The organism is Pseudomonas saponiphila (genome assembly GCF_900105185.1).
Lineage (GTDB): Bacteria > Pseudomonadota > Gammaproteobacteria > Pseudomonadales > Pseudomonadaceae > Aquipseudomonas > Aquipseudomonas saponiphila.
Window position 1 is genome coordinate 3,993,882 of the sequence record NZ_FNTJ01000001.1, and the last position, 25,960, is coordinate 4,019,841.

Sequence of the window (25,960 nt, forward strand, 5' to 3'; positions counted from 1 at the left end):
GGAAACCGCGGCCGTGCAATTGCGTGGTCACCGACAGTGATGTCTGGCCGATGTTCGCCCCCGGCGAACGGCCCTTGATACAGGAGTACACCCATGCTGGCCTTGCGTCCGGTGGCGTTATCCGATCTGCCTCAACTGCTGCGTCTGGCCGGCGCACGCCTGCTGGGCGTGACTTCGCTGGTGGATGACGAAACCTGCCTGCGGGAAAAGATCCTCGACTCCCTGGCGTCCTTCGCCAAGGTCGAGGCCCGCCAGGGGCCGGAAAACTATTTTCTGGTGCTCGAGGACCAGGACAGCGGCCAACTGCACGGCTGCTCGGACATCCTCGCCACCGCCGGCTTTGCCACGCCCTTCTACAGCCTGCGCAACCGCCCCTTCGTCAGCAGCTCGCGAGAGCTGAACATCGAACACGCCGTGCCGACCCTGTCACTGTGCCAGGACCTCAGCGAACAGACCCTGCTGCGCAGCTTCCATGTCGATCCGGCGCTGGCGGGCACGCCCCAGGCGCAACTGACCTCCCGCGCGCGCCTGCTGTTCATCGCCGCGCACCCCTGGCGCTTTGCCGACACTTGCATCAGCGAGATCGTCGGCTACAGCGACGAGGCCGGCCAATCACCCTTCTGGGCGGCGGTGGGCCAGCACTTCTTCGACCTGCCCTATGTCGAGGCCGAACGCCTGTGCGCCTTGCAGGGTCGCGGCTTTCTCGCCGAACTGATGCCCCAGTACCCGCTGTACATCCCGATGCTGCCGCAGCCGGCCCAGGACTGCATCGGACGCATTCATCCGGCGGCCCGGGAGGCCTGCGACATCCTCGTCGACGAAGGCTTCGCGCCCACCCAGTACGTCGACCTGTTCGATGCCGGCCCGACCCTGCAGGCACGCAGCAACCAGCTGCGCTCGATCATTCAGAGCCGGGTCGCGGTCAGTTACCTGAGCCCGCAGAGCGGCCAGGGCCGCCACTGGCTGCTGAGCAACGACCGGTTGCAGGGCTTTCGCGCGATCGTCGTGCCCCTCGACGAAGCCCCGGGCGACGTGATCGGCCTGGATCAGGCGATGCTCCAGGCCCTGCAATTGACACCGGGCGAGCCGGTGCGGGGAGTGGCGTTATGAGCCGCCCCGGGGTTTACCGCGGCCCCCGGCAGCGCCAGGGAGCTGTGCCATGATCGTCCGTCCGGTGCGCGTCAGCGATCTGCCGGCGCTGCTGAAGCTGCTGCAAGGCAGCCCTCGCGAGTTGAACAACCTCTCCACCGACCCCGAGCGCCTGGCTCATCGGCTGCGCTGGGCCCAGCGCACCTTCGCCAATCAGGTGGAACGGGCCGATGCCGACTACCTGTTCGTGCTGGAGGACGACGATCTGCAAGTGATCGGCGTCTGCGCTGTGAGCGGCGCCATCGGCCTGCGCGAGCCCAGCTACCACTACCGGCTGGGCATCAGCCGCGGCCGCGCCCCGGAACTGGGCATCGACAGAGAGATTCCGACCCTGTTCCTGTGCAACGAGATGACCGGGCAATCCCTGCTCTGCTCGCTGTACCTGCGCCACGACCAGCGCCAGGGCTACGCCGGGCGCCTGCTGTCCACCGCGCGCCTGCTGTTCGTCGCCGAGTACCCGCAGCTGTTCGGCGACAAACTGGTGGCCGAGTTGCGGGGCCAGCTCGACAGCCAGGGCCGTTCGCCGTTCTGGGACAGCCTGGGGCGGCACTTCTTCAAGATGGACTTCCAGCAGGCCAATCGCCTGTCCAGCCAGGGCAGCAAGTCCTTCATCAGCGAACTCATGCCGCGCCAGCCGCTGTACACCTGCCTGCTCAGCCCCGACGCCCAGGCCGCCATCGGCCAGGCCCACCACAGCACCGAACAGGCGGTGAGCATCCTGCGGGGCGAAGGTTTCAACCATCAGGGCTGCATCGACATCTTCGACGGCGGGCCGCTGATCGAGGCCGAGGTGACGAAGATCCGCAGCGTGCGTGAAAGCCAGACCCTGCCCCTGTTGGTGGGCACTCCGGACGCGCAGGCGCCGGTGTGGCTGATTCACAACCGGCGCCTGGAGAGCTGCCGCATCACCGCCGCTCCCGGGCGCCTGGTATCCGGCTGCCTGCTGGTGGACCGCCTGACCGCCAAGCGCCTGCAACTGCAGCCCGGTGACACAGTCAGAGCAGTGCAAGCGGCAAGCGGCAAGCGGCAAGCTTCAAGCTGCAAGCAACAGCTTTTAGCTTGCCGCTTGAAACTTGGAGCTTGGAGCTCGCAGCTTCGCTGCGTAACATGCTGCCCAGCTTCAGGTGCCTCATGCCGCCGTGCATGAGGTGAAACGGGAAACCGGTGCGCCCCTTCAGGGCTAGTCCGGTGCTGCCCCCGCAACGGTAAGCGAGTGCTGCATTCAACAGGCCACTGTACCCAAGGTATGGGAAGGCGAATGCCGCCAGACTCGCAAGCCCGGAGACCGGCCTGGAACTTCTGTTTGGCAATCCTGCGGTGGGCGGGCATGGGCCGGTAAGGTCGCGCGCCCGTGGCCGATACCTTCTCCTGCGTGCTTCCCGAAGACACTTTCGAGAAGACCAAGAATGACAACGATCGAAACCTTCCCTGCATGCGCCTGGCGTGCACCTCGCCGCGGCATGAGCGGCGCCCTGCTCGGCTGCCTGTTCAGCCCCCTGCTGCTGGCGGACGACGCGCCACTGGAACTGCAGCCGCAATCGATTTTTGCCCCTTCGGTGGAGTCCACCGCCGTGGCCGAAATGGCCCGCTACGGCAGCAAGCTGGAGATCATCGATCGCCAGCAGATCGAACGCGCCGGCCCCAGCAGCGACATCACCCGGGTCCTGCAGATGTATGTGCCGGGCCTGTACGTAGCACCGAAAAACGGCCCCTTCGACTACGGCACCTATTCCCTGCTGGGGGGGCGCAACGACGACACCCTGATCCTGCTGGACGGCGTGCGCCTGAACAACCGGCTGTACGGCGGCCTGTACCTGGACACCCTGCCGGCCAACGCCATCGAGCGCATCGAGGTGCTCAAGGGCGGCCAGAGCCTGCTGTTCGGCACCCAGGCAGTGTCCGGGGTGATCAACATCGTCACCCGCAACCCGCAGACCCGCGACGTCTCCGGCGAGGCCAACCTGGGCCTGGACAGCTTCATGGGCACCAGCGGCGATGCCCGCGCCGAACGCATCGTCAGCAACGGCCTGGGCGACCTGGGCCTCTTGGCCTATGTCAGCCACAACCGCTCCGACGGTTACCAGCCGTTTCGCAACAGCGCCTACAACGCCAACACCCGGGACAGGAAACGCAGCTATGAAGTGACCACCTTCGGCGCCAAGGCGATCCAGGGCTTTGCCGACGACTCGCGGCTGGAGCTGTTCTACCAGTACAGCGACGCCAACTTGGATTTCGCCCGCCCGCTGAACAACAAGAAGACCACCAACGAGCGCATCCAGCAGATCGCCACCGCGACCTTCGAACAGCGCCTGAGCGAAGGTTTCAGCTACTTCGTCAAAGGCCATGTCAACGACTGGGACACCCGCTATACCCGCATCAACACCACCGAGGGCGGGGGCAGCAAAGTGATCAACCACAACGACTACTGGGGCTTCACCGACTGGGGCCTGCAGGCCGAGGGCAAGGCCGAACTGGACGGCGGCCACGTGCTGCTGTTCGGCAGCGACAACCAGTGGTTCAAGGGCCAGGACGACGTGCTCAAGATCGACGACAACAGCGCCCAGGCCAATGCCCTCTACGCTCAGTTGCGCCCGGTAGTGGCAGCCCTGCCCGACTGGCACCCGAGCATCGGCGTGCGTCACGAGAAGATCAGCGGCGGCGAAAGCGCCACGGTGGGCATGCTCACCTCGCTGTATGACCTCTCGCCCCACTGGCAACTGCGCGGCCAGTTCGGCAGTGCCTTCAAGCTGCCCAATGCCGAGCAACTGTTCGCCAACGAGGACGATGAACGAGGCAACCGCCACCTCAAGCCGGAAAAGAGCCTGAATGCCGAGCTGGGCCTGGACTACCAGGGCAGCCTGCTGGCCGGCGACTTCAACGCCAGCGGCACGCTGTTCCAGCGCAAGATCGACGACCTGATCGCCCTCGACGGCATCGACTGGGTCAATGGCCAGGGACGGATCAAGGTACGCGGCATCGAGATCGACGGGCGCTGGCAGTTCAGCCCGCAGTGGACCCTCTCGGCGGACCTGACCCGCAACCTGGTGGAGTCGCGCAACGGCGTGACCCTGAGCAATATCCCCGGCTTCTTCGCCCGCTCGCGGCTGGGCTTCGAAGCCCCCGACCAGATGTGGGGCGTGGGCGGGGCAATCCGCTACATCGGCCAGATCGACAGCCCGAAAAAGATCGACTACGGCCACTATTCGGTGGTCGACGCCGATGCCTATCGCTACCTCGACACGGCCCGGCAGCATCGCCTGAGCCTGCTGCTGGAAAACCTCTTCGACCGCGACTACAGCACCAGCATCGCCAGCAACACCCCACGGGTGGATAACCTGGGGCGCCCCTTCACCACCGAGGTGCGCTACACCTACCGCTTCTGAGGACGAGTGCCATGCACAAGGATTATCAACGGGTGCTGTTCGTCGGCCCCGGCCTGAACAGCGGAGCCCTGGGCGAGGCGTTTCGCCGCGAGCTTCATCAACTGCGAGGCAACGACGCCAGCACCCGGGTGATCGACACCCTGGACGGCTTCGACAGCCTCTGGGCCGCCTTCGACGAACCCTTGCCCGAGAACGGCGCGGCGCTGCTGGTGGTGGACCTGGAGCCCAGCTCCGACGGCGCCTACCTGGATTGGCTGCGCGACGAGCTGGGACGCCTGGCCCGCGCCCACCCGCAAGCGCCGCAACCGTGGGTCACCGCCCAGGCCTTGGGCCGCCGCGGGCTGGACGCGGCCCAGGCCTGCGCCAGCATTGGCCAGCGCGAACGCCACCTGCCCTGCGACAAGGTCAACGCGGTGGCCAGCGACCCGGACTGGTCACGGGTGCCGCCCCATGCCCGCCAGGTGTTCCTGTGCACCGGCCCGCGCTGCGTGCGACGCGGCGCCCTGGCGCTGTGGAAGACCCTGCGCCGCGAACTGCTGCGCCTGGAGCACCTGGAAACACCCGGCGGCGTGCTGCTGACCCGCACCGCCTGCCAATTCCCCTGCAACCTGGGACCGCTACTCACCGTGCACCCGGATGGCTGCTGGTATCGAGTACGCGATGACGGCGAAGTGCTGCGCCTGGTGCAGCAGCACCTGGTCCAGGGCGAACCGGTGGCGCAACTGCAGATTCCCACGCCCTATGGAGGGCCGGCGCATGCCTAGCAGACTGCTCGGCCTGCTGCTGTGGCTGGCGGCCCTGCCGGCCCTGGCGCAGCACTATGAAAACTGCGGCAAGCGCTGGGAAATTGCCGGACCGCCACAGCGCATCGTCGCCCTCAACCAGCACAGCGCCGACCTGCTGCTGGCCCTGGGCGCCGGGCCAGCGATGATCGGCGTGGCCTACCTGGACGACGATGCCGGGGCCGACGGGCACTACCACGGTGTACCGGTGATCGCCCGGCAGTATCCCTCGGCGGAAGTGCTCTACAGCCTCAAGCCCGATCTGGTGGTGGGCGGCTTTGCCTCAGCGTTCCCGGAAAACTTCAGCTCCCGACGACACCTGAGCGCCATAGGCGTAGGCAGCTACCTGCTGGAGTCGGCCTGCGCCGGGCACAGCGAAGACTACTTCGGGCATATCCGTCGCGACCTGCTGACCCTGGGCCGCCTGTTGCAGCAGGAGACCCGGGCCGCGCAACTGATCGCCGAGCAACAGGCCAACCTCGACGCGGCAGCGGCCCTGTACCAGGGACGCAACCGGCCTGCGGTGTTCTACCTCGACAGCGAGGTCAACGGCCTGGCCAGCCAGGGTCGCCGCGGTTTTGTCGGCGTGCTGCTGCAGGCCGCCGGAGCGCGCAACAGCATGGCCTCTGTCGATCACCCGCAGCTGCGGGTGAATAGCGAGACGCTGCTGATCAACGACCCGGACGTGCTGCTGTTGGCCGATGCCCTGTGGTCACCGGCCTCGCGCAAGCGCCAGTTGCTGGGCAGCGATCCCGTGCTGTCGCGGCTGCGGGCGGTGCGCGAGCAGCGCCTGATCGAGATTCCCTTCAGCCAACTGGTGCCGGGCATCGCCAGCGCCCGCAGCGCCCTGGAACTGGCCCGGCGCCTGCACCCCGCCCTGTAGGAGCCGGCTTGCCGGCGAAGCGAGCGCCGCCAATCCCGCGCCTCGCTCCGAAGCCTTCGCGGGCGAGCCCGCTCCTACAGACCGCACCCGATGTAGGAGCCGGCTTGCCGGCGAAGCGAGCGCCGCCAGTCCCGCGCCACGCCCGAAGCTTTCGCGGGCGAGCCCGCTCCTACAGACCGCACCCGATGTAGGAGCCGGCTTGCAGGCGAAGCGAGCGCCGCCAGTCCCGCGCCACGCCCGAAGCCTTCGCGGGCGAGCCCGCTCCTACAGACCGCACCCGATGTAGGAGCCGGCTTGCCGGCGAAGCGAGCGCCGCCAGTCCTGCGCCGCGCCCGAAGCCTTCGCGGCGAGCCCGCTCCTACGGGGAGCCGGTGTTACAGAGGATTCAACACCTTGCGCGAAGGCAGCTGCGGCGGATGACAGGTGACGTTGTTACGACCGCCACTCTTGGCCACATACAAGGCCTGATCGGCATCGTTGAGCCAGTCCATGGCCTCGTCATGCCCGAGACTGAAGGCCGCCAGACCAATGCTCAGGCTGACCTGCAACGCCGGGTTCTGCTCATGACCCAGGGCCGCAAAGCGCCCACGCAGGGCCTCCATCAAATCCGCGGCATGGGCCAGCGGCACGTCCGGCAGTATCACGCAGAATTCGTCGCCGCCATAACGCCCGGCCTGGTCGCTGGCCCGCAGGTTCTGCCGCAGAAGCTTGCTCAACTGGCGCAGCACCCCATCACCGGCCACATGGCCGTAGGTGTCGTTGATGGCCTTGAAGTGATCGATGTCGATCAGGGCGATGGCGCCGCCGCGGCCCTGGCGCTTGCAGCGCTGGAACTCGACCTCCAGCTGGTCCTTCCAGGCCCCGTGATTGAGTAGCCCGGTCAGGCTGTCGGTGCGACTGCGGGCCAGCAGCTCGCGCTTGTGCTGCCCCAGGGTGGCCGCCTGGCGGTAGCAGATGTAGCCCAGGGTCATGGGGTACAGGGTCAGCATCGGCAGACAGGCGTACAGCTGCAGCGGCGTGGTCTGGGGGATGAACGACGGGCCGAACAGCCACAGGCCCAGGCCAATGCCCAGGGCCTGGGCCAGACTGCCGGCGAGAAAGAAGCGCACCCCGCCCAGGGCGATGTTGTTCATCGCCATCATCCCCAGGGTGGTGGCCAGCGGCAGCGGATTGAAGTGCATGGCCGCCACCCAGAAACCGCCCGCCAGCGAGTCCACCAGCAAGTTGCGGTGCTCGGCGCGAAACGGCACCCGTGCCCAGCGCGCCCACTGATAGGCCAGGTGCGGCCAGACAAAGGCGTTGAACAGCATCAGCCCCCAGACCCAGGGCGCCGGTTGCAGCGGCCACATCCCGGCAGCCACGCACAGCAAGCCCAGGCCCAAGCCGAGAATCCGCGATTTATACAGCCTCCTGGCCAATGACAGTCCCTTTCCTCTGGTGTACTGCGCAGGGGCCAAGTTGCCTCCGTCCAGCGATGGGAAAGATGCCGCGAGCGGTAGCGGGGGGATCGACCGTTGCAAGTCTAGCCACACAGTTCCAAAACGCCATCAGCGCGCGCAGCCTGCCCGCTCCGCTCGGGCCCGCCGTGCGGGAATCTGCCCGTCGGCCCCAAGAGGCGCTGCAAGCCAGCGCCCCCATGCATTCGTTTGCAGAATGAAGTTCAGAGGAAACTTCGTTTGTCAGCCTCGGCACCGGCCAGCAGAATCGAGGCCGATCCGTACCTCTCTCGCTTCGCCATCCACTGCCACGGGAAACCTGTCCATGAGCAACCAGCGCTTCGTCAGTCCTGACCTGATCCGCCAGGGATTTTCCCGGGCGATGTCGGATATGTACCGCGAGGAGGTGCCCCTCTACGGCGCCCTGATGGAACTGGTGGCCCAGGTCAATGCCCGGGTGCTGGAGCAGCAACCGGCGATTGCCCGGCACCTGCAGCGCAGCGGCGAACTGCAGCGCCTGGACCTGGAGCGCCACGGCGCGATCCGCGTCGGCACCGCCGCGGAGCTGGCGACCCTGGCCCGGTTGTTCGCGGTGATGGGCATGCAGCCGGTGGGCTACTACGACCTGACCCCGGCCGGGGTACCGGTGCATTCCACGGCCTTTCGCGCGGTGCACGAAGAAGCCCTGCAGGTCAGCCCGTTCCGGGTCTTTACCTCGCTGCTGCGCCTGGAACTGATCGACAACCCCGAACTGCGAGGCTTTGCCCAACAGGTGCTGGCCCAGCGCCAGATCTTCACCCCCAAGGTGCTGGAGCTGATTGAGCAGGCCCAGGCCGAGGGCGGGCTGGATGAAGACGACGCCCAGCGCTTTATCCAGGAAGCCCTGGAAACCTTCCGCTGGCACCACCACGCCACCGTGACCGCCGCCCAGTACGCCAGCCTCAGCGCCCAGCACCGCTTGATCGCCGACGTGGTGGCGTTCAAGGGCCCGCACATCAACCACCTGACCCCGCGCACCCTGGACATCGATCAAGTGCAGCAGCTCATGCCGGAGCACGGCATCACCCCCAAGGCGGTGATCGAAGGCCCGCCGCGCCGGGACTGCCCGATCCTGCTGCGCCAGACCAGCTTCAAGGCCCTGGAGGAGTCCGTGGCCTTCACCGACCAGGCCGACAGCCAAGGCAGCCACAGCGCGCGCTTTGGCGAAATCGAACAGCGCGGCGCAGCGCTGACCCCCAAAGGCCGCGCGCTCTACGACCGCCTGCTGAACGCCGCCCGCGACGCCCTGGGCGACTTCCCCAACGAGGCCAACGCCCAGCGCTACAACCAACTGATGCAAGAGCACTTCCGGGAGTTTCCCGACAGCCACTCGGCCATGCGCGAACAGGGCTTGGCGTACTTTCGCTACTTCGTCAGCGAAGCCGGGCTCGCGGCCCGCGCCGAGCCCCAGCGCCCCACCACCCTGCCGGCCCTGCTGGCAGCCGGGCACCTGGGCTTCGAGCCCCTGGTCTATGAGGATTTCCTGCCGGTGAGCGCCGCCGGGATCTTCCAGTCCAACCTGGGTGACGACAGCCAGAGCCACTACGCCGAACACTCCAACCGCCAGGCCTTCGAAAACGCCCTCGGGCGCGCCACCCTCGACGAACTGCAGTTGTACGCCCAGACCCAGCAGCGCTCCCTGGAGCAGTGCGCCGCCACCCTAGGCCTGCCGACGCTGTAAGCCGCGCCCGGCATCGACCCACGGGGCGATGCCGCCCTCCCCCCGGTACGTTCGCCCATGGTCATGGACCCGCCGCGGCGGTATTCTGCGGCCATTTGCGCCCCTCCGGCGGCGCGCCACCACCAGGGATGGACACGGCGAATGAGATTCGCGATCGGCCTGTTTTTATGCGCGGCGCTCAGCCACGCACTCACCACCCACGCCGCAGAAACCGTCAACGACATCACCCAGCTCAACCCCATCGTGGTCGATCAGGTGGTGCGCCCCAGCACCCTGGAGCAGATCGTCCAGCAGGTGGCCGAACACCCCGGGCCCATCGCCATAGGCGGCGGGCGCTACAGCATGGGCGGCCAGACCGCCACCGAGCACGCGCTGCAGATCGACATGCGCGGCTTCAACCGGGTGCTCGACTTCTCCAAAGAACGCAAGGAAATCACCGTGCAGCCGGGCATCACCTGGCGCGCCGTGCAGGACTACATCGACCCCCACGACCTGTCCGTGAGCATCATGCAGAGCTATGCCAACTTCACCGTCGGCGGCGCCCTGAGCGTCAACGCCCATGGTCGCTACATCGGCTACGGCCCGCTGGTGAGCTCGGTGAAAGCCATCAAGCTGGTGCTGGCCGACGGCCAAGTGGTGGACGCCAGCCCGCAGCACAACAGCGAACTGTTCTACGGCGCCATCGGCGGCTACGGCGGCCTGGGGGTGATCGTCCAGGCCACCTTGCAACTGAGCGACAACGTGCGCCTGCTGCGCAGCGTCGAGGAAATGCCCCTGGGCGCCTACCGCCCCTACTTCCAGGCCCGCATCCATGACGACCCCAAGGTCATCCTGCACAACGCCGTGCTCTACCCCGACCGGTACCAGACCCTGCGCGCCGTCTCCTACAGCCAGACCGAGCTGCCGGTCACGGTCAAGGAACGCCTCACGCCCCTGGACCAGAACTACTGGAAAGAACAGAAAGCCCTGAAAGTGGTGAGCCAGTGGCCCGGCGGCAAGACCCTGCGCCAGGAGGTGATCGACCCCCTGGTGCTGAAAAAGCCGCAAGTATCGTGGCGCAACCACGAAGCCAGCCTCGACGTGCGCGAACTGGAGCCCGAGTCCCGGGCCAAGCGCACCTACGTGCTGCAGGAATACTTCGTGCCCCCCGAGCAGTTGGAGAGCTTCGTCCAAGAAATGGGCACGACCTTGAGAGCGCATAACGTCAACGTGATCAACCTGTCGATCCGCCACGCCAAGGCCGACCCCGGCACCCTGCTGGCCTGGGCCAAGACCGAGGTGTTCGCCCTGGTGCTGTACTACCAGCAGAGCACCGCGCCAGAGGAACGGGAGAAAGTCGGCGAATGGACCCGCGCCCTGGTGGACAGCGCCATCCAGCACGGCGGCAGCTACTACCTGCCGTACCAGATCCACGCCACGGCGCAGCAGTTTCGCGCGGCCTATCCAAGGGCGGGGGAATTTCTCGCGTTGAAAGCCCGGGTCGATCCGCAGAACAAGTTCCGCAATAAGTTGTGGGATGCGTATGGGGTGGGGGCGCGGCCTTGAGGGCTTGAGTGCCAGGACAGGGTTCGATGGAAATTGGTTGAAGAGCCAGCACCCGCGTCGGCGGTAAACGCCTGCACACACAAGGCGTCATACAATAGCGCGCCAACGCCGTTGCAGCGGATCACCCCGACCGCAGTCCTTCGCCCGCCGCTGCACAATCAGCGGCCGGCTTGGTAACCCGGAGAGTAAACGGCGCATAAGCGCCCTCATAACGCATGCCGGCGTTTTTTTAGTGCCTGCATCTTTGTTATGGCGGCTGTGCGCGGGAGGCCTTCGGGTCTGCCGGGCTCGTTTACCCCGGTTTACCAACCTGCGTACAGCTGCCACCCATTCGTTTGGTAACAAAGTGGCGCCTATAACCCAGTAAACGGAGTACTGCCTCAGTCAAAACCATTGGCATCGTGACCTTCACCCAGTGCGGCGACAAAGAACAAAACCTGTTCAAGGTCAATCCGGATATTCCAGCTCGGGAAGCCCTGGAACATGCTACCAATCTGTTCTACTACACCAAAAAGCTCATGCTCGATGCTGCAATGGAAAAGCAAGGAAAGCGTTATGCTTGGCCCGCCTACTATCTATGCGAGATGGGCAAAGCCATTATCGATGATGTTTCCAATGGCATACCAGAGTCGAGATTAAATTAATAACGCATACCAAAAAGATAAACCACTAATTATTTATCTTCACAAGCAGCGGTTTCTCTTTCAGACACAAACCACAAAGAGTTATTCGAGCGCACCTTCATACCTCTGAGCGCCGTGATTGAAGCTCCACACATACGACTTAGTCACCGCCCCCTCCCCCTTATATACAACATTCCCATCCTTATCTCTCTGATAGAAGTACACCTCTATATCTTTATATTTATTTTCACCACCAGGGGAGACATCTAAAACCTTAACGCCTGCAAAATAGTCTCCACCAACAAATTTCAAATACCCTCGACACTGAATAAAGAAACCATAAACCCTGTCCTTACTTGACCCCTCACTACCAGAATAAGAAAAAATAAAGTCCCTCACCCCATCGCCATTAAGATCATCATTATAGACAACCCTACCTTCTTGAACAGAGAACTTCACCCCATCAACTCTTGAAAGAACCTGAACAGGATCAACATCTTCTGCCCACTGTGAAATAAAATGTTTGGGACCACTGGCATCACAAACTTCTACTGCTGCGGCACAAGCAATCGGTAAAAGCAGAAAAAGAGCTAGGATATATTTCATATTCACTCATCCAGAATAAAGGTATTACGACCAGTTCGGACTGCTCCCTGGGGCTGGGTAGAACCAAAAGCTATGCTGGTCGTTATAGTGGAGTTTACAGCTGCGGCCGCAGATAGAAGCCCTCTAGACAAGGCAGCTTCATGTGCATCACCCCAGTTTGATACCGGCAATTGCCAATTCACCGTAGCTGTTTCATTTATTGTTTGCTGAATGATTGGCACGATTCTCTGATAGTCATCATGAACCACATGTGACGGCCGATATACATGCCATCTCAAAAGTATTGCAACACTCTTCTCTGAGGTAAAAACGCTACCCAGCGTACTAATTATAGTCGTAGCGCCAACACGAAACTGAACCTCCTTAGTCAAAAGATCCCTAACCCTGACTTTGGCCATAGACCACATCGCCTCCCTATAGCCCGATAAGGTTCGACCTGCCATGCTCAGCCGATAAAACCAATGCCAAGTTTTTAAGTAATGGGCTTCCTCTTTAGTTCTCAGCAAATCATTAAATTCACTCTCGGCATGTACCTGCTGAACAGGAACATATGTGTCATTTGTTAACCTCACCCATCCAGAATATGTTTTCAGATCCTCAACATACAACCTCGAATCCCCCCAATCATATTTTGGATAAAGCCCAAAATCACCAAAGACCTTTCTAAAAATTTCGTTATTTCTTTGCTTTAGCCCGGATTTCTCATGACCGCATAAACAAAAACGGCTGAAAGCCTTATGATTCTTGTCGCCAAACAAAGCCCCATAAGTCTTCAGCCGCGCACAAAATGCTACCAGAAAAACTCCACTTTTCACCCCTCTCTCGCCGCCTCGTCGAGGCCTCTTTCACCGGTGGTCACATCACCTCGGATGCGGGCTTGTTGCTGCTGCGCGAGGTCGACCGGCAACATGGCTTGACCCGCCGCCTGGCCAAAATCGTTCCCGATCGGCGTGATCCTGGGCGTGTCCAGCATGGACTGCAGACACTGCTCGCCCAGCGTATCTATGCACTGGCCGCCGGCTACGAGGATCTCAACGATCATGACGGCCTGCGCCATGACTACGCGCTGCAGACTGCGGTCAACCGCCTGCAACCGCTGGCCGGCAAATCCACTCTGGGGCGCCTGGAACAGCAAGCCGATCGCGAAACGGTGGTGCAAGCCCATCGCCTGCTGTGGGAGCACTTCATCGCCCAGCATGACCAGGCGCCGGCTGAGATCGTGCTCGACTTCGATGCGACCGATGTGCCGGTGCATGGTGATCAGGAAGGGCGCTTCTTCCATGGCTATTACGACCATTACTGCTTCCTGCCGCTCTATGTGTTCTGTGGTCGCCATCTGCTGGTGAGCTATTTGCGCCCGAGCAACATCGATGGCGCCCGACACAGTTGGGCCATCCTGGCACTGCTGGTCAAGTTCATTCGCCGCTTCTGGCCAGAGACCCGCATCGTGTTCCGCGGTGACGGCGGTTTTTGCCGACATCGCATGCTCGACTGGTGTGACCGCAAGCAGGTGGATTATGTGGTGGGTCTGGCCCGCAACACCCGCCTGCAGCGGATGGCGGCGCCGGCCATGCAAGCTGTCGCCGAGGCCTACCAAGAAACCGGGCAGAAGATGTCCGGCGTGTATCGCTTCCTCTATCAGGCCGGTAGTTGGCGTAGGCGCCGCCTGGTCGTGTCGCGCCTGGAACATGGCGAGCAGGGTGCCAATCCACGCTTCATCGTCGTGTCCCGCTTTGCCGAGGATGCTGCCCAGCAGTACTACGAAGACTACTGCGGCCGTGGCGACATGGAGAATCGGATCAAGGACCAACAGTTGGATCTGTTCGCCGACCGCACCTCCAGCCCACGCTGGTGGACCAACCAGTGGCGGCTGATGCTGTCGGCCTTTGCCTATGTGCTGTTCGAACGGCTACGCGATCATCTCCAGGGCACCGCATTGGCGCGCATGAGCATCCATAACCTGCGCTTGAAACTGCTCAAGATCGGTGCGGTGATCATTCGCAACAGCCGGCGCATCCGCGTGCTGATCAGCGAGGCCTATCCGCATCAGGAACTCTTTGCGGGGCTGGTTGCCCGCCTCAAGCCGACCTGAACAGGCGGGCGCCCCCGGCCCGGCTCAATGGGGGAAAGGGGGCAGTGCGCCCCATACGCGGGAATTGAATAAAAAACGATCAATTTTTAGCGGTGGAAGGCAGGTTGTTGATACACCGAGGCTTCACCGGCCACGCCTGCCGGCCTCATGAGAAATCCGGGTTAGGTAAGAAATAAAACCAACAAACTCACCCCTCCCGTATTTACCACTATCGAACAACCCCATAGTCCAGTGGCATGGACCTGCAGACACGAGTGCATTGTCCCATGCATTGAGCACATCAAAACGTCCAAAACATTCTGCTTCAGCCACCACTCGAACAGTACGATAAGTTGATAGGGCCGGACTATTAAGTTGTGTGAAATTGACTGGTGAGCCGGTTATATTCTGCACCGTCATTTCAGCCTCTGGCGACCAACTATGTCCTTTACTCGCATTAGGTCCACCAAAACCTCGAGACTCGTAATAACCTACAACATGATAATGGTTTTGCGCTCGCCCAGCAGGAAAATCAAAATAACTTGAAAAATCTCTAACAAAAACTCTCGGCGCCCCCTCAGTAAAGCTATCATGCGCCCAAATATTGCATCCGGAAGCAGCAATATCATTCCTGACGCCATGGACCATTTTCCAAGCCTCAAGGACTACCGGACATCTATAGTCATTCTCCAGCCAGTGATCTATCGCCAATCTGGTTTGTGCATTCATAACCCCACTTATAGGGCCAGAGTACCGAGCCGAGTTAGCAACTGACTGCAAACTATCGACATAGTAACTGACCGGACCTGCGGTTGTTCCGCCCACAACTGCTGCTTTTCCTGCTTTGGCCAAAATCGCTGCCGAACTATCAAAATATACGTCTAAATTATCTACCTTTACAGGAGAGCCAGTTTGATCTAATAAGAGCAAGCCCTTTTTATCTTGCCTAACACATGCTACTTGAGCCATGGAGGCGTAAATTTGAAACTCTCTAACACCCCAACCAGTACGAACCCCAAACGCGCCGTCTGGCTTTCCAACTACAGAGAACCCTAAAAAAGCCAAATCCTCCTGAAGCTTTCTTACATGCTCATAAATAGCTAAAGCCGCACTATTACCTGAAGGTGAAATAGCTGTTTCAGCAGAAATATTGGAAAGGTTCGGATTGTCCACGCCTCCCCATCGCGGAGGTAAATTCTGCGCTGGCTTACCATCATGATCTCCAAAAAAAAGATCAAAGCCCCCATAGTTCATCACTAATTTCCTTACGCAAGATGTTGTTCTTCCAACCGTTTTACATCATTCAGAGACAGGTAGTCTTTATCTGTCAGCTCACATGAACGATGGAAGCAGCGAGTGGCATACTTTGTTTTTGGACCGTTTTCACCATCAACTTTTCCATGATAAAAACCGAGGTTTTTCAGCCGTGACTGAAGCCCCTTGACATCCGATGCAACTGGTTGCGAGCTTAGATCGAGATCCCATACCCACGGTTGTGCCTCAATCCCAAATGCGTAGAAGGTTAACTTTCCTTTTTTAGCCTTTAGCGGAACAGGTTGATCTACAAATCCATCAGCAGATGTTGTTCCCTTATAAGTCACACCATCGGCTTCCAATATATAAGGCTGTCCAGAGATTCCTTTCTTGTCATAGGGGCGTTTCATTTGAATTCGAAAGCTTTTGCGAAGGTTTTCTAATGGTGAGGGTTGCGGCGCATTCACCAACGCCTTCTCCATCAAATTCCCCGCCTTATCCCGATCCGCCGCCCCCGGCTGCAGCGGCTCCTTGATGGCAATCCCGCTGCCACTGCCCGGGGCGCCGCCGGCGTTCTGTTTCACCAGCGGCCCGACGATCGTCACGCCGCCGGGGTCGAGCTTGATAAAGCTACCGCCGGCCTTGAGGGTCATTTCCAGGGCCGCCTCGATGACGATCTTGTCCCCGGCCTTGAGGTGGATTTCCTGCCCGGCCTGGGTCAGTTGCGCCACGCCGAGCTTGATGTGCTGGGTGTCGGCCACGGTGAGGTGGTCGTCGGCGCGGATTTCGGTCTTGCGCGCGCCGTGGGTGGTGCGGTGTTCCTCGGCCTTGAATTCGCTGTAGACGTGGTGCTCGACCGTGTCGTGGCGCTCGTTGCCAACAAGGATCTTCTGGTCGTGCTGGATGTTTTCATCCCAGTCGCGCTGGGCGTGGACGAAGATCTGTTCGGCGCCTTTTTTGTCTTCGATGCGCAGTTCGTTGAAACCGCCGCCGCCCGGCGAGCTCAGGCTCTTGAATACGCTGCGGGTCTTGTGCGCGGGCAGCGCGTAGGGCACCTCGTGTTCCTTGTGGTACAGGCAGCCGCTGACCAGGGGCTGGTCGGGGTCGCCTTCGAGGAAGCTCACCAGCACTTCCATGCCGATGCGCGGGATGACCAGGGCGCCGTAGCGGTCGCCGGCCCAGCCGGAAGCCACCCGCAGCCAGCAGCTGCTCTTGTCGTCGCCCTGGCCCTCGCGGTCCCAATGAAACTGCACCTTGACCCGGCCGTACTGATCGCAGTGGATTTCCTCCCCGGCCGGGCCGGTGACCACCGCGGTCTGGCTGCCCAGCACCCGGGGTTTGGGGTGCTTGAGCGGCGCGCGGTAGAACACGTCCCAGGGGGTGGCCAGAAAGCGGTTGCGGTAGCCCTGCTGGAAACCGTCCTCGGCCCGGGTATCGCTGGTAATGGACTCTTCCAGCACCTGGGGCTGCTTGCCTTCGTGGGTCACCTGGGTCAGCAGCCAGAGGTCGTTCCATTGCCTGCGCGGGTGCTCGGACAATTGCAGGAAATGCCCGCTGACCAGCCGTGGTTCATCGCCCCAGCCCTCGGCCTGCCGATAGTCGGCGCGGTGGCGCTCCAGGGCGCGCTGGCTGAGCAACTTGCCACGCTGGCGGTCAGTGAAGCGTCCGGGGTAGTCATAGTCTTCCAGGTCCGGTTGCGGACTCCGGGCCTCGGGCCGGTAGGCGGCCTCCAGTTGCAGGCGCGGTTTCTCGAAGTCGTAATCGCGGCGGCTGGTGCGGCTGGTGCGCGACGCCAGGCGCACTTCGAAGCCCTTGATCACCGGCGCGTCGGCCACCAGCCCGCTGCCGCGCACGTAGTCGGTGGGCCTGCCGAGCTTGGGGAACGCGGTCTGGTTGTCGGCAAACACCAGCAGGTGGCCGCCACGGCTGTGCTGGAAGTGGTAGTGCAGGCCTTCTTCTTCGCACAGGCGCTGGATGAAGTGCAGGTCGCTCTCGTCGTACTGCACGCAGTAGTCGCGTTCCGGGCATGGATGCTCGATCTGGAACCGATAGGCATCGGCGAGGATGCCGTGTTCTTCGAGAATCGCGGCGATGATGGCCGGCGCCGAGAGCTGCTGGAAGATTCGCTGGTTGCTGCGGTGGCGCAGGTAATCCAGACGCGGCACCAGGGACAGCTGGTAATGGGTCAGGCGCTTGCCAGAATCGCCCTGGGCCACGCGGCGGATCTGGCCATGAATGCCATGGCCCTGGGGGTCGAAGGCGAGAAACGCCTGTTTGTGCAGCAGCCCTTCCAGGTCCAGGGCCGGGTTGTCGCTGACCAGCTGCAGGTCGAAGCGAAAGGGCTGGCTGATGCCTTCGGTGCCCTTGAATCCGAGCACCTGTAAGTCATTGGCAAAGTCTTCGACGCTCAGGCTGAAGTGGGTTTCACTGGCCGAGTTGAACATGTGCTGCTCCTTGTTCGCTGTTCATGGTTCACGCCGCTGCAACCAGCCGCCCAGCCAGCCGCCCCTGGGGGCAAAGGCATCCCGCAGCTCCTCGACGCCGATGGCCCGCTCCGCGGCATTCAGCGCCAGGGCCGTGCGCAGCGCCGGCCAGCAGTGCCCCGGCAGTTGGCGCGGGCGTTGCAGTTGCAGGTCCAGCTGCTGGTCCCGGGCCTGGGTCGAGGGCAGGCGGCGATAAGGGTGCTGGCCGCTGACCAGCTCGTGGATCACGCAAGCGGCGGCGAACAGATCGGCCGCCGCCGACAGCGGCGCGCCTTCCAGCAGTTCCGGGGCGGCGTAGCTGGGGGTCCAGGCGTCGAAACGCTGGCGGTTGAGCCCTGGCAGGCCCGGCAACAGGCCCTGGGCGGCGCGGCTCAGGCCGAAGTCGAAGAGGCGCAGGCCGTCGTCGCCGAGCATCAGGTTGCCGGGCTTGAGGTCGCCGTGCAGCACCCCGAGGCCATGGCAGTAAGCAAGGGCATCCAGCAAGGCCGGAATCACCTCGCGCGACTGCGCCCAGGGCAGACCCAGGGGCCACTGGCAGAGCAATTGGTCCAGGGGCATGCCGTGCAGTTGCTCCATGGTGATAAAGGCGCAGGCATGCCCGGTGTCCACGTCGAAGCTGTGCATGCGCACGATGTGCCGATGGTGCAGGCGCCGGGTCAGGGCAAACTCGCTGTAGAGCAAGGCGCTGGCATCCGGCGCGTCGGCGAAGGCTTCGCTGAGCAGCTTCACGGCCACATAGGGTTCGGGGTCGCCGAACTGTTCATGCAGCAGGTCCCGGGCGCGGTACACCACGCCCATGCCGCCGGCACCGAGCAAGCGTTCCAGGCGGTAGCGGCCGGCCAGCAGCCGGGGCAGCCCGCCCAGGGGATCGAGCACCTTGAGCACCGGCGCTGTCGGCAAGCGCCGCTTGCCGCCGCCCCGGGCCTTGCCGCGGCCCTTGGAGCCCTTGCCGCGCCCCTTGACCGGCCGCTGCTGCGTTGCCGCCGCCGCGACCACCCGGGTCAGTTCGCCCGGCGCCGGCGAGGGTGAATGCGGGTGCAACAGCGACAGGTTCATTGGCGCACCACCACGGCGGTCAGGTTGTCCCGCGCCTCGCCGTCCAGCGCGTCCTCGAACAAACGCTGCAAGGCCACCTGCGGCGCCGCCAGGCTCAGGGCGCGGCACAGGGCGTTGCGGGTCAGATCCTGGTACAGGCCGTCGCTGCACAGCAGGAACACGTCGTCGGGATAGACCTGCAGTTCCAGCACTTCCAGGCTCAGGCGCTCGCTGGCGCCCACCGCCCGGGTCAGGGCGTTAGCGGCCGGGTGCGCGCGGGCCTGCTCGACACTCATCTGCTGCTCGTCGATGAGTTTCTGCATCAGCGAATGGTCCCGGGACAGCTGGTACAGACGCTGTTCGCGCCACAGGTAGCAGCGGCTGTCACCGGCCCAGATGCAGGCGGCGCGATCGCCCTGCAGCAACAGCGCGACCACGGTGCTGCCCATGATGCTGTCGCGCCGTCCGGCGGTGACCGTCAGCTCCTGGCCCAGGCGCCGGTTGAGCCAGTGCAGGCACTGGCGCACGCTGGCCAGGCGGGCCTCGAAGCCCTCCTCAGCCGGCAGCTCGGCGAGGCTGCTGACGATCAGCCGGCTGGCGATGTCGCCGCCCTGGTGCCCGCCCATGCCGTCGGCCACCACCCACAGGCCGCGCTCCGGGCAGTCGAGGAAGGCGTCCTCGTTGCGCCGGCGAACCTTGCCCGGGTCGGTACGGGCCGCGCTGCGCCAGGCCCCGGCAACGTTCATCAGAGCTGCACCGGCAGGCGGAAGCTGCGCAGCACGCCCATGTCGAACGGGTTGGGGGTGCGCTGGCTGTGCAGCAGGTAGTTGGCCCGCAGTCCGCCCAGGTCGGCCTTGATCACCATCACGTCACGTCCGCTCAGGTATTCGTTCTGCATCAGGTCGAACAGGCGGAACAGTGACCAGGGACCGCTGTTCTTCTCGATGCCGATGGGCCGCCCGGCGAGTTTTTCCAGGATCAGACTGGTGCGGCCGTTTTCCGCATCGGTGGGCCATTTGAAGGCCATGGGCACGATCGGACCGTGGCGGTACTCGAACTGCTGGTTGCCGAAGCGGAACTCGGCGCGGCTGACACTGGGGTCCAGGGTGTAGGGCTCCAGGCGGAACTGCACCTGGGGCTCGGCGGGGTTCTCGGCGAAGAAGCTCTGGCGGATGACCTGGGCCGCGGCCATCTGGTCCAGGTAGACCCGGGACACCGGCAGGCTGTAGCCGTCGACGTTGCGCAGCCGGTAATTGCCCGGATCGCCCACCACGAAGGGCCGCAGGTAGGTGTCGAAGAAGCGCTCGGCCAGGCCCTGGGCCTTGAAGAACTCGCGGAAGTCGCCAATGGCCACCTCGCTGCTGCTGTGGGCATCGAACGGGTAGCGCTTGTGGATGGCCTTGCCGTAGAAGCCGTAGAGCTCGCCCTGATAACGCTGGTTGAGGTAGTGGTAGGCGTCGTTGAGCACCAGGCGCCAGGTGTCTTCGGCCAGCAGGTTGAACCAGGCGCTGACCGGCCGCGGCAGGCGCCCGGAACTGGTGCGCAGGGTGCTCAGGGCATCGCGCTGGCCGCTCATGCGGGTCTTGGCCATTTCAAAGGCCGCCTGTTCGGGGTTGCCGGAGCGGGCCAAAAACGCCAGTTGCAACTGCAGTTCGTTGAGTGCCTGCAGGGCCGGAGCCAGGTCCGCGGTGGGGCCGTTGTTGTCGTCGAGCAAGCGGTGCAATGGCTCGAAGCGGCTTTGCAGGGATTTGCGCGCGGTGTCCGGGAGCTTTTTCAGCAACCCGTCCTGGGCCTTGCCCGCGGCCGCCGCCGCGACCTTGCCCAAGGCGCCGCCACCGACCAGCTTGTCAGCGGCCTCGCTCAGCTCATCGCCGGGCTCGGCCAGCACCGGGAAACGGGTGTTGTCGCGCACTTCCACCAGCAGTTGCAGGATCGGCGAGTTGGCCGAGGTCAGGCCGGCCACTTGCTCGGCCCCTTCACCGGCATCCTGGATCGGCTGCAGAGCCACCCGGCCCACCGCCTCGCCCCAGTGGTTGGCGTAGTCGCGAAAGTACAGCTGCTCCAGCTTGACCATCAGCTGGCGCAGGTCCATGCCGCTGATGTCGCTGCCCTCCCCCAGCACCCAGTTGTCCTGGAGGATGTCGCTCACCAGGCTGGCGCCCTGGACCGAGAAATACTGCTGGTAGCCCTGCTGGGTGTAGAAGCCCGGGATCACATAGTCGGCGCCCAGCAGCAAGTGGCCCTGGGGCCCCAGGTGCTGGCTCAGGCGATAGTCCGGCAGGCTCCGGGCCTGCTCGCGCAGCACCCGGTAGATCACGTCGGCCAGCGACTCGCTGCGCAGCACCTGGCGGGCCTGGGCCACCAGCGGCTCATTGAGCGGGTAGCTGAAGGGTTGCTGCAACAGGCGCTCGAAGTGCCGGTTGAGGCCGTTCTGCACCGCGCTGTTGCCGGGGTAGCGCCGCGACCAGTCGGACGCTACCCAGTCGCGCAGCCAACTGGGATCGCGGCGCTCCTTGAGGTTCAGCATCAGGTAGGCGCGCAGGCTGTTGAGCAGGCGCTCCCGGTCCTTGAGGTTGCTGCGGATCTGCCCTTCGAGCATCTGCGCCACCCGCGGCAGCAGTTGGGCTTGCAGCTCGCGCTCATAGGTCGCGCGCAGCAACGGGTTGCTGGCCTCGCCCTGATACAGGCCGGCGCGCTCATGCAGCGACACCTGGCCCTTGGGCGGGAACACCCGGGTCGCCTGCTCGCTCAGGTCCAGGCTCTTGAGCGCCGCCATGGCGTCGCTTTGAGCACTCAAGGTGGCGCGTTGCAGGGTCCATTCCCGAGCCAGCTCGCGCAATTGCTCCAGGCGGCCATGGTTGGCGGAAAAACCACTGGCCCATACCAGCCCGAATAGGCCCAGGGAACCCAGCGCCCCCAGATAGAGGGCACGCTGGCCCCAGTCGATGCGCCGGCGCTCGCCCTTCTCCAGGCCCGCCAGTTCGGCTTCGGGAAAGATCACCTGACTGAGCAGGTGATGAATGAATCGCGCGCGCCCGCTGTGCAGGTTCGGCAACAGGCTGCTGGGCAGGCCCAGGTTGGCGCCGATCCCGGCCGTGTCGGGGTCCAGCGACTGGCTCAGGTGCGGCGCACTGGTGAGGTAGAAGCCGCGCAACAGGCTGGCGCGCTGGTAGCGGTTACCGGTGAAGGCCATGTCGACGAACAGGCACAGGCGCTCGCCGATCAGTCCCAACTGGTGGGGAAAGTCGAGTATCCGCCCGCGTCGCTGGGTGTCGCGCTCCTGGTGCATGCGCATGATCATCTGGCTGTTGAGGCGCCGCAGCAGGTCTTCGAACTCCTCGCGCAGTACCGCCACATCGGTGCCGTCCTGCTCGCGACGGAAGCTGACCCCCAGTACCTGCTCGCTCTCTTCGCGGCTCAGCTGATCGAAGAACTCGTCGAACCCCAGCAGTTGGTCGGCCTTGCTCAGCACCAGGTACACCGGCACCTCCACGTGCAATTTTTGCCGCACCTCCTGCAGGCGACTGCGCACCTGGCGCGCCAACAGCTCCAGGGCCTGCTCGTCGCCGCCCTGCAACACTTCCACCGGCAGGGCCAGGAGCACGCCATTGAGCGGCCGATTGCGCCGACGGCTGCGCAGCAGGCCGAGCAAGGTGCTCCAGGCGTGGCTGTCGGCCTCGGGATCGGGCTGGGTCAGGTAACGCCCGGCCGTATCGATCAGCACCCCGTGTTCAGCGAAGTACCAGTCGCAATGGACGCTGCCCTGGGTGTCGCGGGTCAGTTTGCGGTCGATGCGATTGAGGGGAAATTCCAGCCCGGAAAAATCCAGCAGGCTGGTCTTGCCCCCCCCTGGGGCCCGAGCAGCAGGTACCAGGGCAGGTCCTGGCGCCAGCGCTCGCTGCGGCCACGATACAGGCTGGAGGTCTTGAGGGTACGCAGCGCATCCTTGAAGCGACTGCGCAGCTCTTTCTCCTCGTCATCCATGCGTTGTTCGCGTTCCAGGCTTTGCCGGCCTTCCTCGCTGTCCTCCAGGGCGCTCTTGCGCACCCCGGCGCGCCAGTTGGCGAACACCATGCCCAGGCCCCAGATCAGGCACAAGCCGCTGATGGTCAACAGCCGCGCGGTGGTGCTGGCCCAGAACCGATAGTCGTCCACCGCCAGCAAGGGCCCGACGAACCACACCAGCAACGCCATCAACAACACCAGTAGCAGGGTCCAGACCCAGGTCCTGGCGAGGAACAGGCCGACTTTCTTCAACAGAGTCTTCATCACAGTTTCCCGTCTTGCGGCGCGTTGACCGAGGCCGCCGAATCAAGCTGACGATAAGGTTGCAGCACGCTCTCGCGCTGCTGCGCCAGAACCCAGGCGAACCCCGAATACATCACCGCCAGGCTCACCAGGGTGAACAACGCCACCGTCCACCAGGGCACGATCCGCACCAGGTCCGGGCGCTGATCGCCAAAGCCCTGCCACTGCGGCGACAGCTCCCGGGGAACGTCGCCGCGCAACTGGCGGATCTGCCGGTACAGGGCATCGCGGATGCCTTCCAGTTCGAGCATGCCGCGGGGCGCGACCCGGTACTTGCCCTCGAACCCCAGGGACAGGCACAGGTAGATGAGCTCCAGCATCGGCAAGTGGCGCAGCGGATTGCGGGTCAGTTGCTCCAGCAACTGGAAGACCTTTTCGCCGCCGAACGTCTCGTTGTGAAAGCTGCTCAGCAGGCTCATCTGCGACCACTGGCTTTCATTGCCCCAGGGGGTGCTCACCACCGCCTCGTCCGCCACCGTGCACAGCACATAACGGGCGCTGCGCACCTGGCCGGCCTCGGCGCCGTCGTGCAGCGCCCGGGCCTCGAAACGCCGGATGGCGGCGCTCAGTTGCTGGTTGAGCGCGTCCAGGTCTTCGCGCACCACGCTGTGCTTGAGCCGCACCACTTGCGAAAGCAGCTCGGACGCCGCGGCCACCAGGGCGTTGAGGCTGACGTTGAAGGCCTGGGCCGGTTGCAGGCGCGCGGCATAGATCATCCGCTGCTCCAGTTGCTCGATGCGCAGCGGCGCGGCGGCGTCCGTCAGCGGGCCGGTGCCGGCGTGGGGCTCGTGGCGATCGACGAGGACGGTCTTGTCGTCCTGCGGGTATTCACTGTCCTTGGTCATGGCAGTCAGTTCCTGATGGCCCAGAATTTCAGCTCAAGCTCGGAGAACTCCCCGGAAACGTGGAAGGCAAAGCCCCCGGAGCGCTCCAGTTGGCTCAGCTCCTGGGGGCTGAATTCGAGGATGAAATAGGTCTTGCTGGAGTGGAACGGGATCTGTCGCGGCGCCACCGACAGCGGTTTGACCTTGATCCCCGGCAGGTGCAGGTTGACCAGCTGGCGGATGTTCTCCACCGGGCCGACCTTGAGGTGCGCCGGCAGGCGATGGCGCAACTCTTCGGCCTCGCAGTTGGCGCTGGCGGCCAGGACGAACGAGGCCGACTCCAGCAGCGAGTGATCGTGCAGCGCCGCCACCAGGATGCCGTACTGGCGCTCCTGCAGGGCCAGCTCCATGGCGTGCTGCTCCAGGACCATGGACAGCACCTGGCGAATGGCGTCCATCAGGCTGCGAAAACTCGCCCCCTGGTCGCTGTGCTGGTAGCGGGTGTCCAGGCGCGGGCGCTTGCTCTCGCTGGAAAAGGTCGACAGGTCGCCCAGCATGCCGAGCAAGGTGCGGTACAGTTCCTCCGGGTGCACCTGCTCCAGGTCCAGGTAGTGGCGCAGCACCACTTCGCCGCGGTTGATCAACTGCAGCATCATGAAATCGCCGACCTCGGCGCCACCGACCTTGCCATTGGAGCGGATGCGCTCGGCAATGGTGTCGCCACGGTGGGCGAGCATGCTGATCACCTCCTTGAGGCAAGACAGCAGGTAAGGCGAGGCGTGGGTCTGGATGAAGGTCGGGAAGAACTCCTCATCGAGGCTGATCACCCCTTCGGCGTTGCTGCCCTGCACCTCGCAGACCTTGAGCTTGACGTAGGCCTGGTCGCTCTGCTGCTCGCCCAGCAACAGGCGGAAGTCCGGTCGCCCGCAACTGATCTGGCTGCTGGAGTCGTCGTCGGCATTGGAGTCGGCGATCTGCGCTTCGTAGGTGATGTAGCGCGCCAGCACATCGGACTGCTCGGCGCGCCGGGCCTCGATGTGATTGCCGGTGACCAGGGGCAGCGCCAGGTACACCGCGGTCTTGCCGGTGTTGGCCGGCACGTCCAGGGCCAGGGGCTCGCTGCTCTCCCCCAGGGCGAACAGACTGCCGTCCGGCAGGATCCCCGAGGCCCGGCTGATCACCAGCTTGCCCATGTTCAGGTATTGCAGGTCGATCTCCAGGCCGAGAAAGCCCCAGGTGTAGCTGCCCAGCAACTGGGTGCGGGTCTTGAGCTGATGGTCGAAGTAGCGGTCGTTGTGCTGAAAGTGCTGGGGCCGCAGCAACATGCCTTCCTGCCAGATGACTTTATGTTCGTTCATGGCTGTTCATCCGCCCGGGCCAGAGGTTGCAGAGGGTTGCGAATGCCCGCCTGGTCGAGGATCAGCTCACTGCGAGTGACCTCCAGCGCGGTGATCGGAATCACATAGCGCCAGCGGGTTTCCGGCAGGTCGCGATAGGCCGCCAGTACCCCGACATAACGGCTGTCACGGTCGACGCTGAGCTTGAGCTCCAGGCTCTGCCCGGGCCGCAGTTCCAGCTCCTCGCTGGCCACCAGGTCCGGGGCCAGGGACTCCTTGGCCCGTTCATAGAGGCTGAAGAAATCGGCGTTCTCAAAGGCCACCGGGTGCTTGAGCTCCAGCAGGCGCACCACGATGGGTGATGGTCGGCCGTTGAGGTCGGGGTTCAACTGGTCGCTGGCGCTAAGCCTGAGGTCGAGCTTGGTCAGGCTCGAATACGGCGACATCGAGGCGCAGGCGCCGAGTAGCGACAGCGCCAGCAGGGTCGCGGCGCGCATCCATAAAACCTTGCAGCGAAGCAT

Annotated in this window: 19 protein-coding genes, 1 pseudogene and 1 riboswitch; of the genes and pseudogenes, 9 read left to right on the forward strand and 11 right to left on the reverse strand. The window is 63.7% G+C overall.

Features of this window, described 5'->3' with window-relative positions:
• Positions 1-93 precede the first annotated feature (93 nt).
• The 5 genes from BLV47_RS18560 to BLV47_RS18580 all read left to right on the forward strand — a co-directional run bounded on the left by BLV47_RS18560 (position 94) and on the right by BLV47_RS18580 (position 6,197).
• A complete protein-coding gene (locus tag BLV47_RS18560) occupies positions 94-1,110 on the forward strand; it encodes an arginine N-succinyltransferase (RefSeq protein ID WP_092315964.1) in 1,017 nt (338 codons plus the stop codon).
• Positions 1,111-1,159: 49 nt separating this feature from the next.
• Positions 1,160-2,296, forward strand: a complete 1,137-nt coding sequence (locus BLV47_RS18565) for an arginine N-succinyltransferase (RefSeq protein ID WP_167365673.1) — start codon at positions 1,160-1,162, stop codon at positions 2,294-2,296.
• A riboswitch (cobalamin riboswitch) is annotated at positions 2,255-2,457 on the forward strand. (Overlaps the previous gene by 42 nt.)
• Before the next feature lie 152 nt (positions 2,458-2,609).
• The gene (locus tag BLV47_RS18570; protein WP_092315966.1) at positions 2,610-4,532 is read left to right on the forward strand and encodes a TonB-dependent receptor plug domain-containing protein; all 1,923 of its coding nucleotides are present in this window, start codon (positions 2,610-2,612) and stop codon (positions 4,530-4,532) included.
• An 11-nt stretch (positions 4,533-4,543) separates the two neighbouring features.
• Positions 4,544-5,296: a (2Fe-2S) ferredoxin domain-containing protein gene (locus tag BLV47_RS18575; RefSeq protein ID WP_092315968.1), complete on the forward strand. Its 753-nt coding sequence runs from the start codon at positions 4,544-4,546 to the stop codon at positions 5,294-5,296.
• On the forward strand, positions 5,289-6,197 hold the full coding sequence (locus BLV47_RS18580) for an ABC transporter substrate-binding protein (RefSeq protein ID WP_092315970.1): 909 nt from the start codon (positions 5,289-5,291) through the stop codon (positions 6,195-6,197). Before BLV47_RS18575 ends, BLV47_RS18580 begins: the two co-directional genes overlap by 8 nt.
• Before the next feature lie 374 nt (positions 6,198-6,571).
• Here the strand turns inward: BLV47_RS18580 and BLV47_RS18585 are convergent, their stop codons facing one another.
• Positions 6,572-7,654 carry a diguanylate cyclase gene (locus tag BLV47_RS18585; RefSeq protein WP_092315972.1) on the reverse strand — a complete coding sequence of 361 codons (1,083 nt, stop codon included), beginning with the start codon at positions 7,652-7,654 and terminating at the stop codon, positions 6,572-6,574.
• 304 nt (positions 7,655-7,958) lie between these two features.
• Between BLV47_RS18585 and hglS the strand changes: the two genes are divergently transcribed.
• The 3 genes from hglS (at position 7,959) to BLV47_RS18600 (ending at position 11,542) form a co-directional block, all read left to right on the forward strand.
• On the forward strand, positions 7,959-9,353 hold the full coding sequence (hglS, locus tag BLV47_RS18590; protein ID WP_208605280.1) for a 2-oxoadipate dioxygenase/decarboxylase HglS: 1,395 nt from the start codon (positions 7,959-7,961) through the stop codon (positions 9,351-9,353).
• Between the two features lie 141 nt (positions 9,354-9,494).
• On the forward strand, positions 9,495-10,898 hold the full coding sequence (locus BLV47_RS18595; protein ID WP_092315975.1) for an FAD-binding oxidoreductase: 1,404 nt from the start codon (positions 9,495-9,497) through the stop codon (positions 10,896-10,898).
• Positions 10,899-11,299: 401 nt separating this feature from the next.
• On the forward strand, positions 11,300-11,542 hold the full coding sequence (locus BLV47_RS18600; RefSeq protein WP_244168908.1) for a DUF3077 domain-containing protein: 243 nt from the start codon (positions 11,300-11,302) through the stop codon (positions 11,540-11,542).
• An 81-nt stretch (positions 11,543-11,623) separates the two neighbouring features.
• Here BLV47_RS18600 and BLV47_RS18605 read toward each other — a convergent pair whose 3' ends face one another.
• On the reverse strand, positions 11,624-12,127 hold the full coding sequence (locus BLV47_RS18605; RefSeq protein WP_092315979.1) for a hypothetical protein: 504 nt from the start codon (positions 12,125-12,127) through the stop codon (positions 11,624-11,626).
• A gap of 2 nt (positions 12,128-12,129) precedes the next feature.
• On the reverse strand, positions 12,130-12,942 hold the full coding sequence (locus tag BLV47_RS35555) for a hypothetical protein (protein WP_143038285.1): 813 nt from the start codon (positions 12,940-12,942) through the stop codon (positions 12,130-12,132).
• Between BLV47_RS35555 and BLV47_RS18610 the strand changes: the two genes are divergently transcribed.
• Positions 12,915-14,219, forward strand: a complete 1,305-nt coding sequence (locus tag BLV47_RS18610) for an IS1380-like element ISPa33 family transposase (protein WP_010793081.1) — start codon at positions 12,915-12,917, stop codon at positions 14,217-14,219. The genes BLV47_RS35555 and BLV47_RS18610 overlap by 28 nt on opposite strands.
• Positions 14,220-14,342: 123 nt before the next feature.
• Here BLV47_RS18610 and BLV47_RS35560 read toward each other — a convergent pair whose 3' ends face one another.
• The 8 genes and pseudogenes from BLV47_RS35560 to tssJ form a co-directional block, all read right to left on the reverse strand.
• Positions 14,343-15,452, reverse strand: coding sequence for a peptidoglycan-binding domain-containing protein (locus BLV47_RS35560; RefSeq protein ID WP_143038286.1), 1,110 nt, complete (start codon positions 15,450-15,452; stop codon positions 14,343-14,345).
• 11 nt (positions 15,453-15,463) lie between these two features.
• Entirely contained in the window at positions 15,464-17,896 is a 2,433-nt protein-coding gene (gene tssI / locus BLV47_RS18615) for a type VI secretion system tip protein TssI/VgrG (RefSeq protein WP_092315981.1), read from the reverse strand.
• A 21-nt stretch (positions 17,897-17,917) separates the two neighbouring features.
• A complete protein-coding gene (locus tag BLV47_RS18620; protein WP_092315983.1) occupies positions 17,918-18,991 on the reverse strand; it encodes a serine/threonine-protein kinase in 1,074 nt (357 codons plus the stop codon).
• On the reverse strand, positions 18,988-19,716 hold the full coding sequence (locus BLV47_RS18625) for a PP2C family protein-serine/threonine phosphatase (RefSeq protein WP_092315985.1): 729 nt from the start codon (positions 19,714-19,716) through the stop codon (positions 18,988-18,990). The genes BLV47_RS18620 and BLV47_RS18625 overlap by 4 nt, the downstream gene beginning before the upstream one ends.
• Positions 19,716-23,239 (reverse strand): annotated as a pseudogene (gene tssM / locus BLV47_RS18630) (type VI secretion system membrane subunit TssM). The gene BLV47_RS18625 and the pseudogene tssM overlap by 1 nt, the downstream one beginning before the upstream one ends.
• Positions 23,239-24,123 (reverse strand): type IVB secretion system protein IcmH/DotU, encoded by an 885-nt coding sequence (gene icmH, locus BLV47_RS18635; protein WP_092315987.1) that lies wholly within the window; start codon positions 24,121-24,123, stop codon positions 23,239-23,241. The pseudogene tssM and the gene icmH overlap by 1 nt, the downstream one beginning before the upstream one ends.
• A gap of 5 nt (positions 24,124-24,128) precedes the next feature.
• On the reverse strand, positions 24,129-25,460 hold the full coding sequence (tssK, locus tag BLV47_RS18640; RefSeq protein ID WP_092315989.1) for a type VI secretion system baseplate subunit TssK: 1,332 nt from the start codon (positions 25,458-25,460) through the stop codon (positions 24,129-24,131).
• Positions 25,457-25,960, reverse strand: a complete 504-nt coding sequence (gene tssJ / locus BLV47_RS18645; protein WP_092315991.1) for a type VI secretion system lipoprotein TssJ — start codon at positions 25,958-25,960, stop codon at positions 25,457-25,459. Before tssJ ends, tssK begins: the two co-directional genes overlap by 4 nt.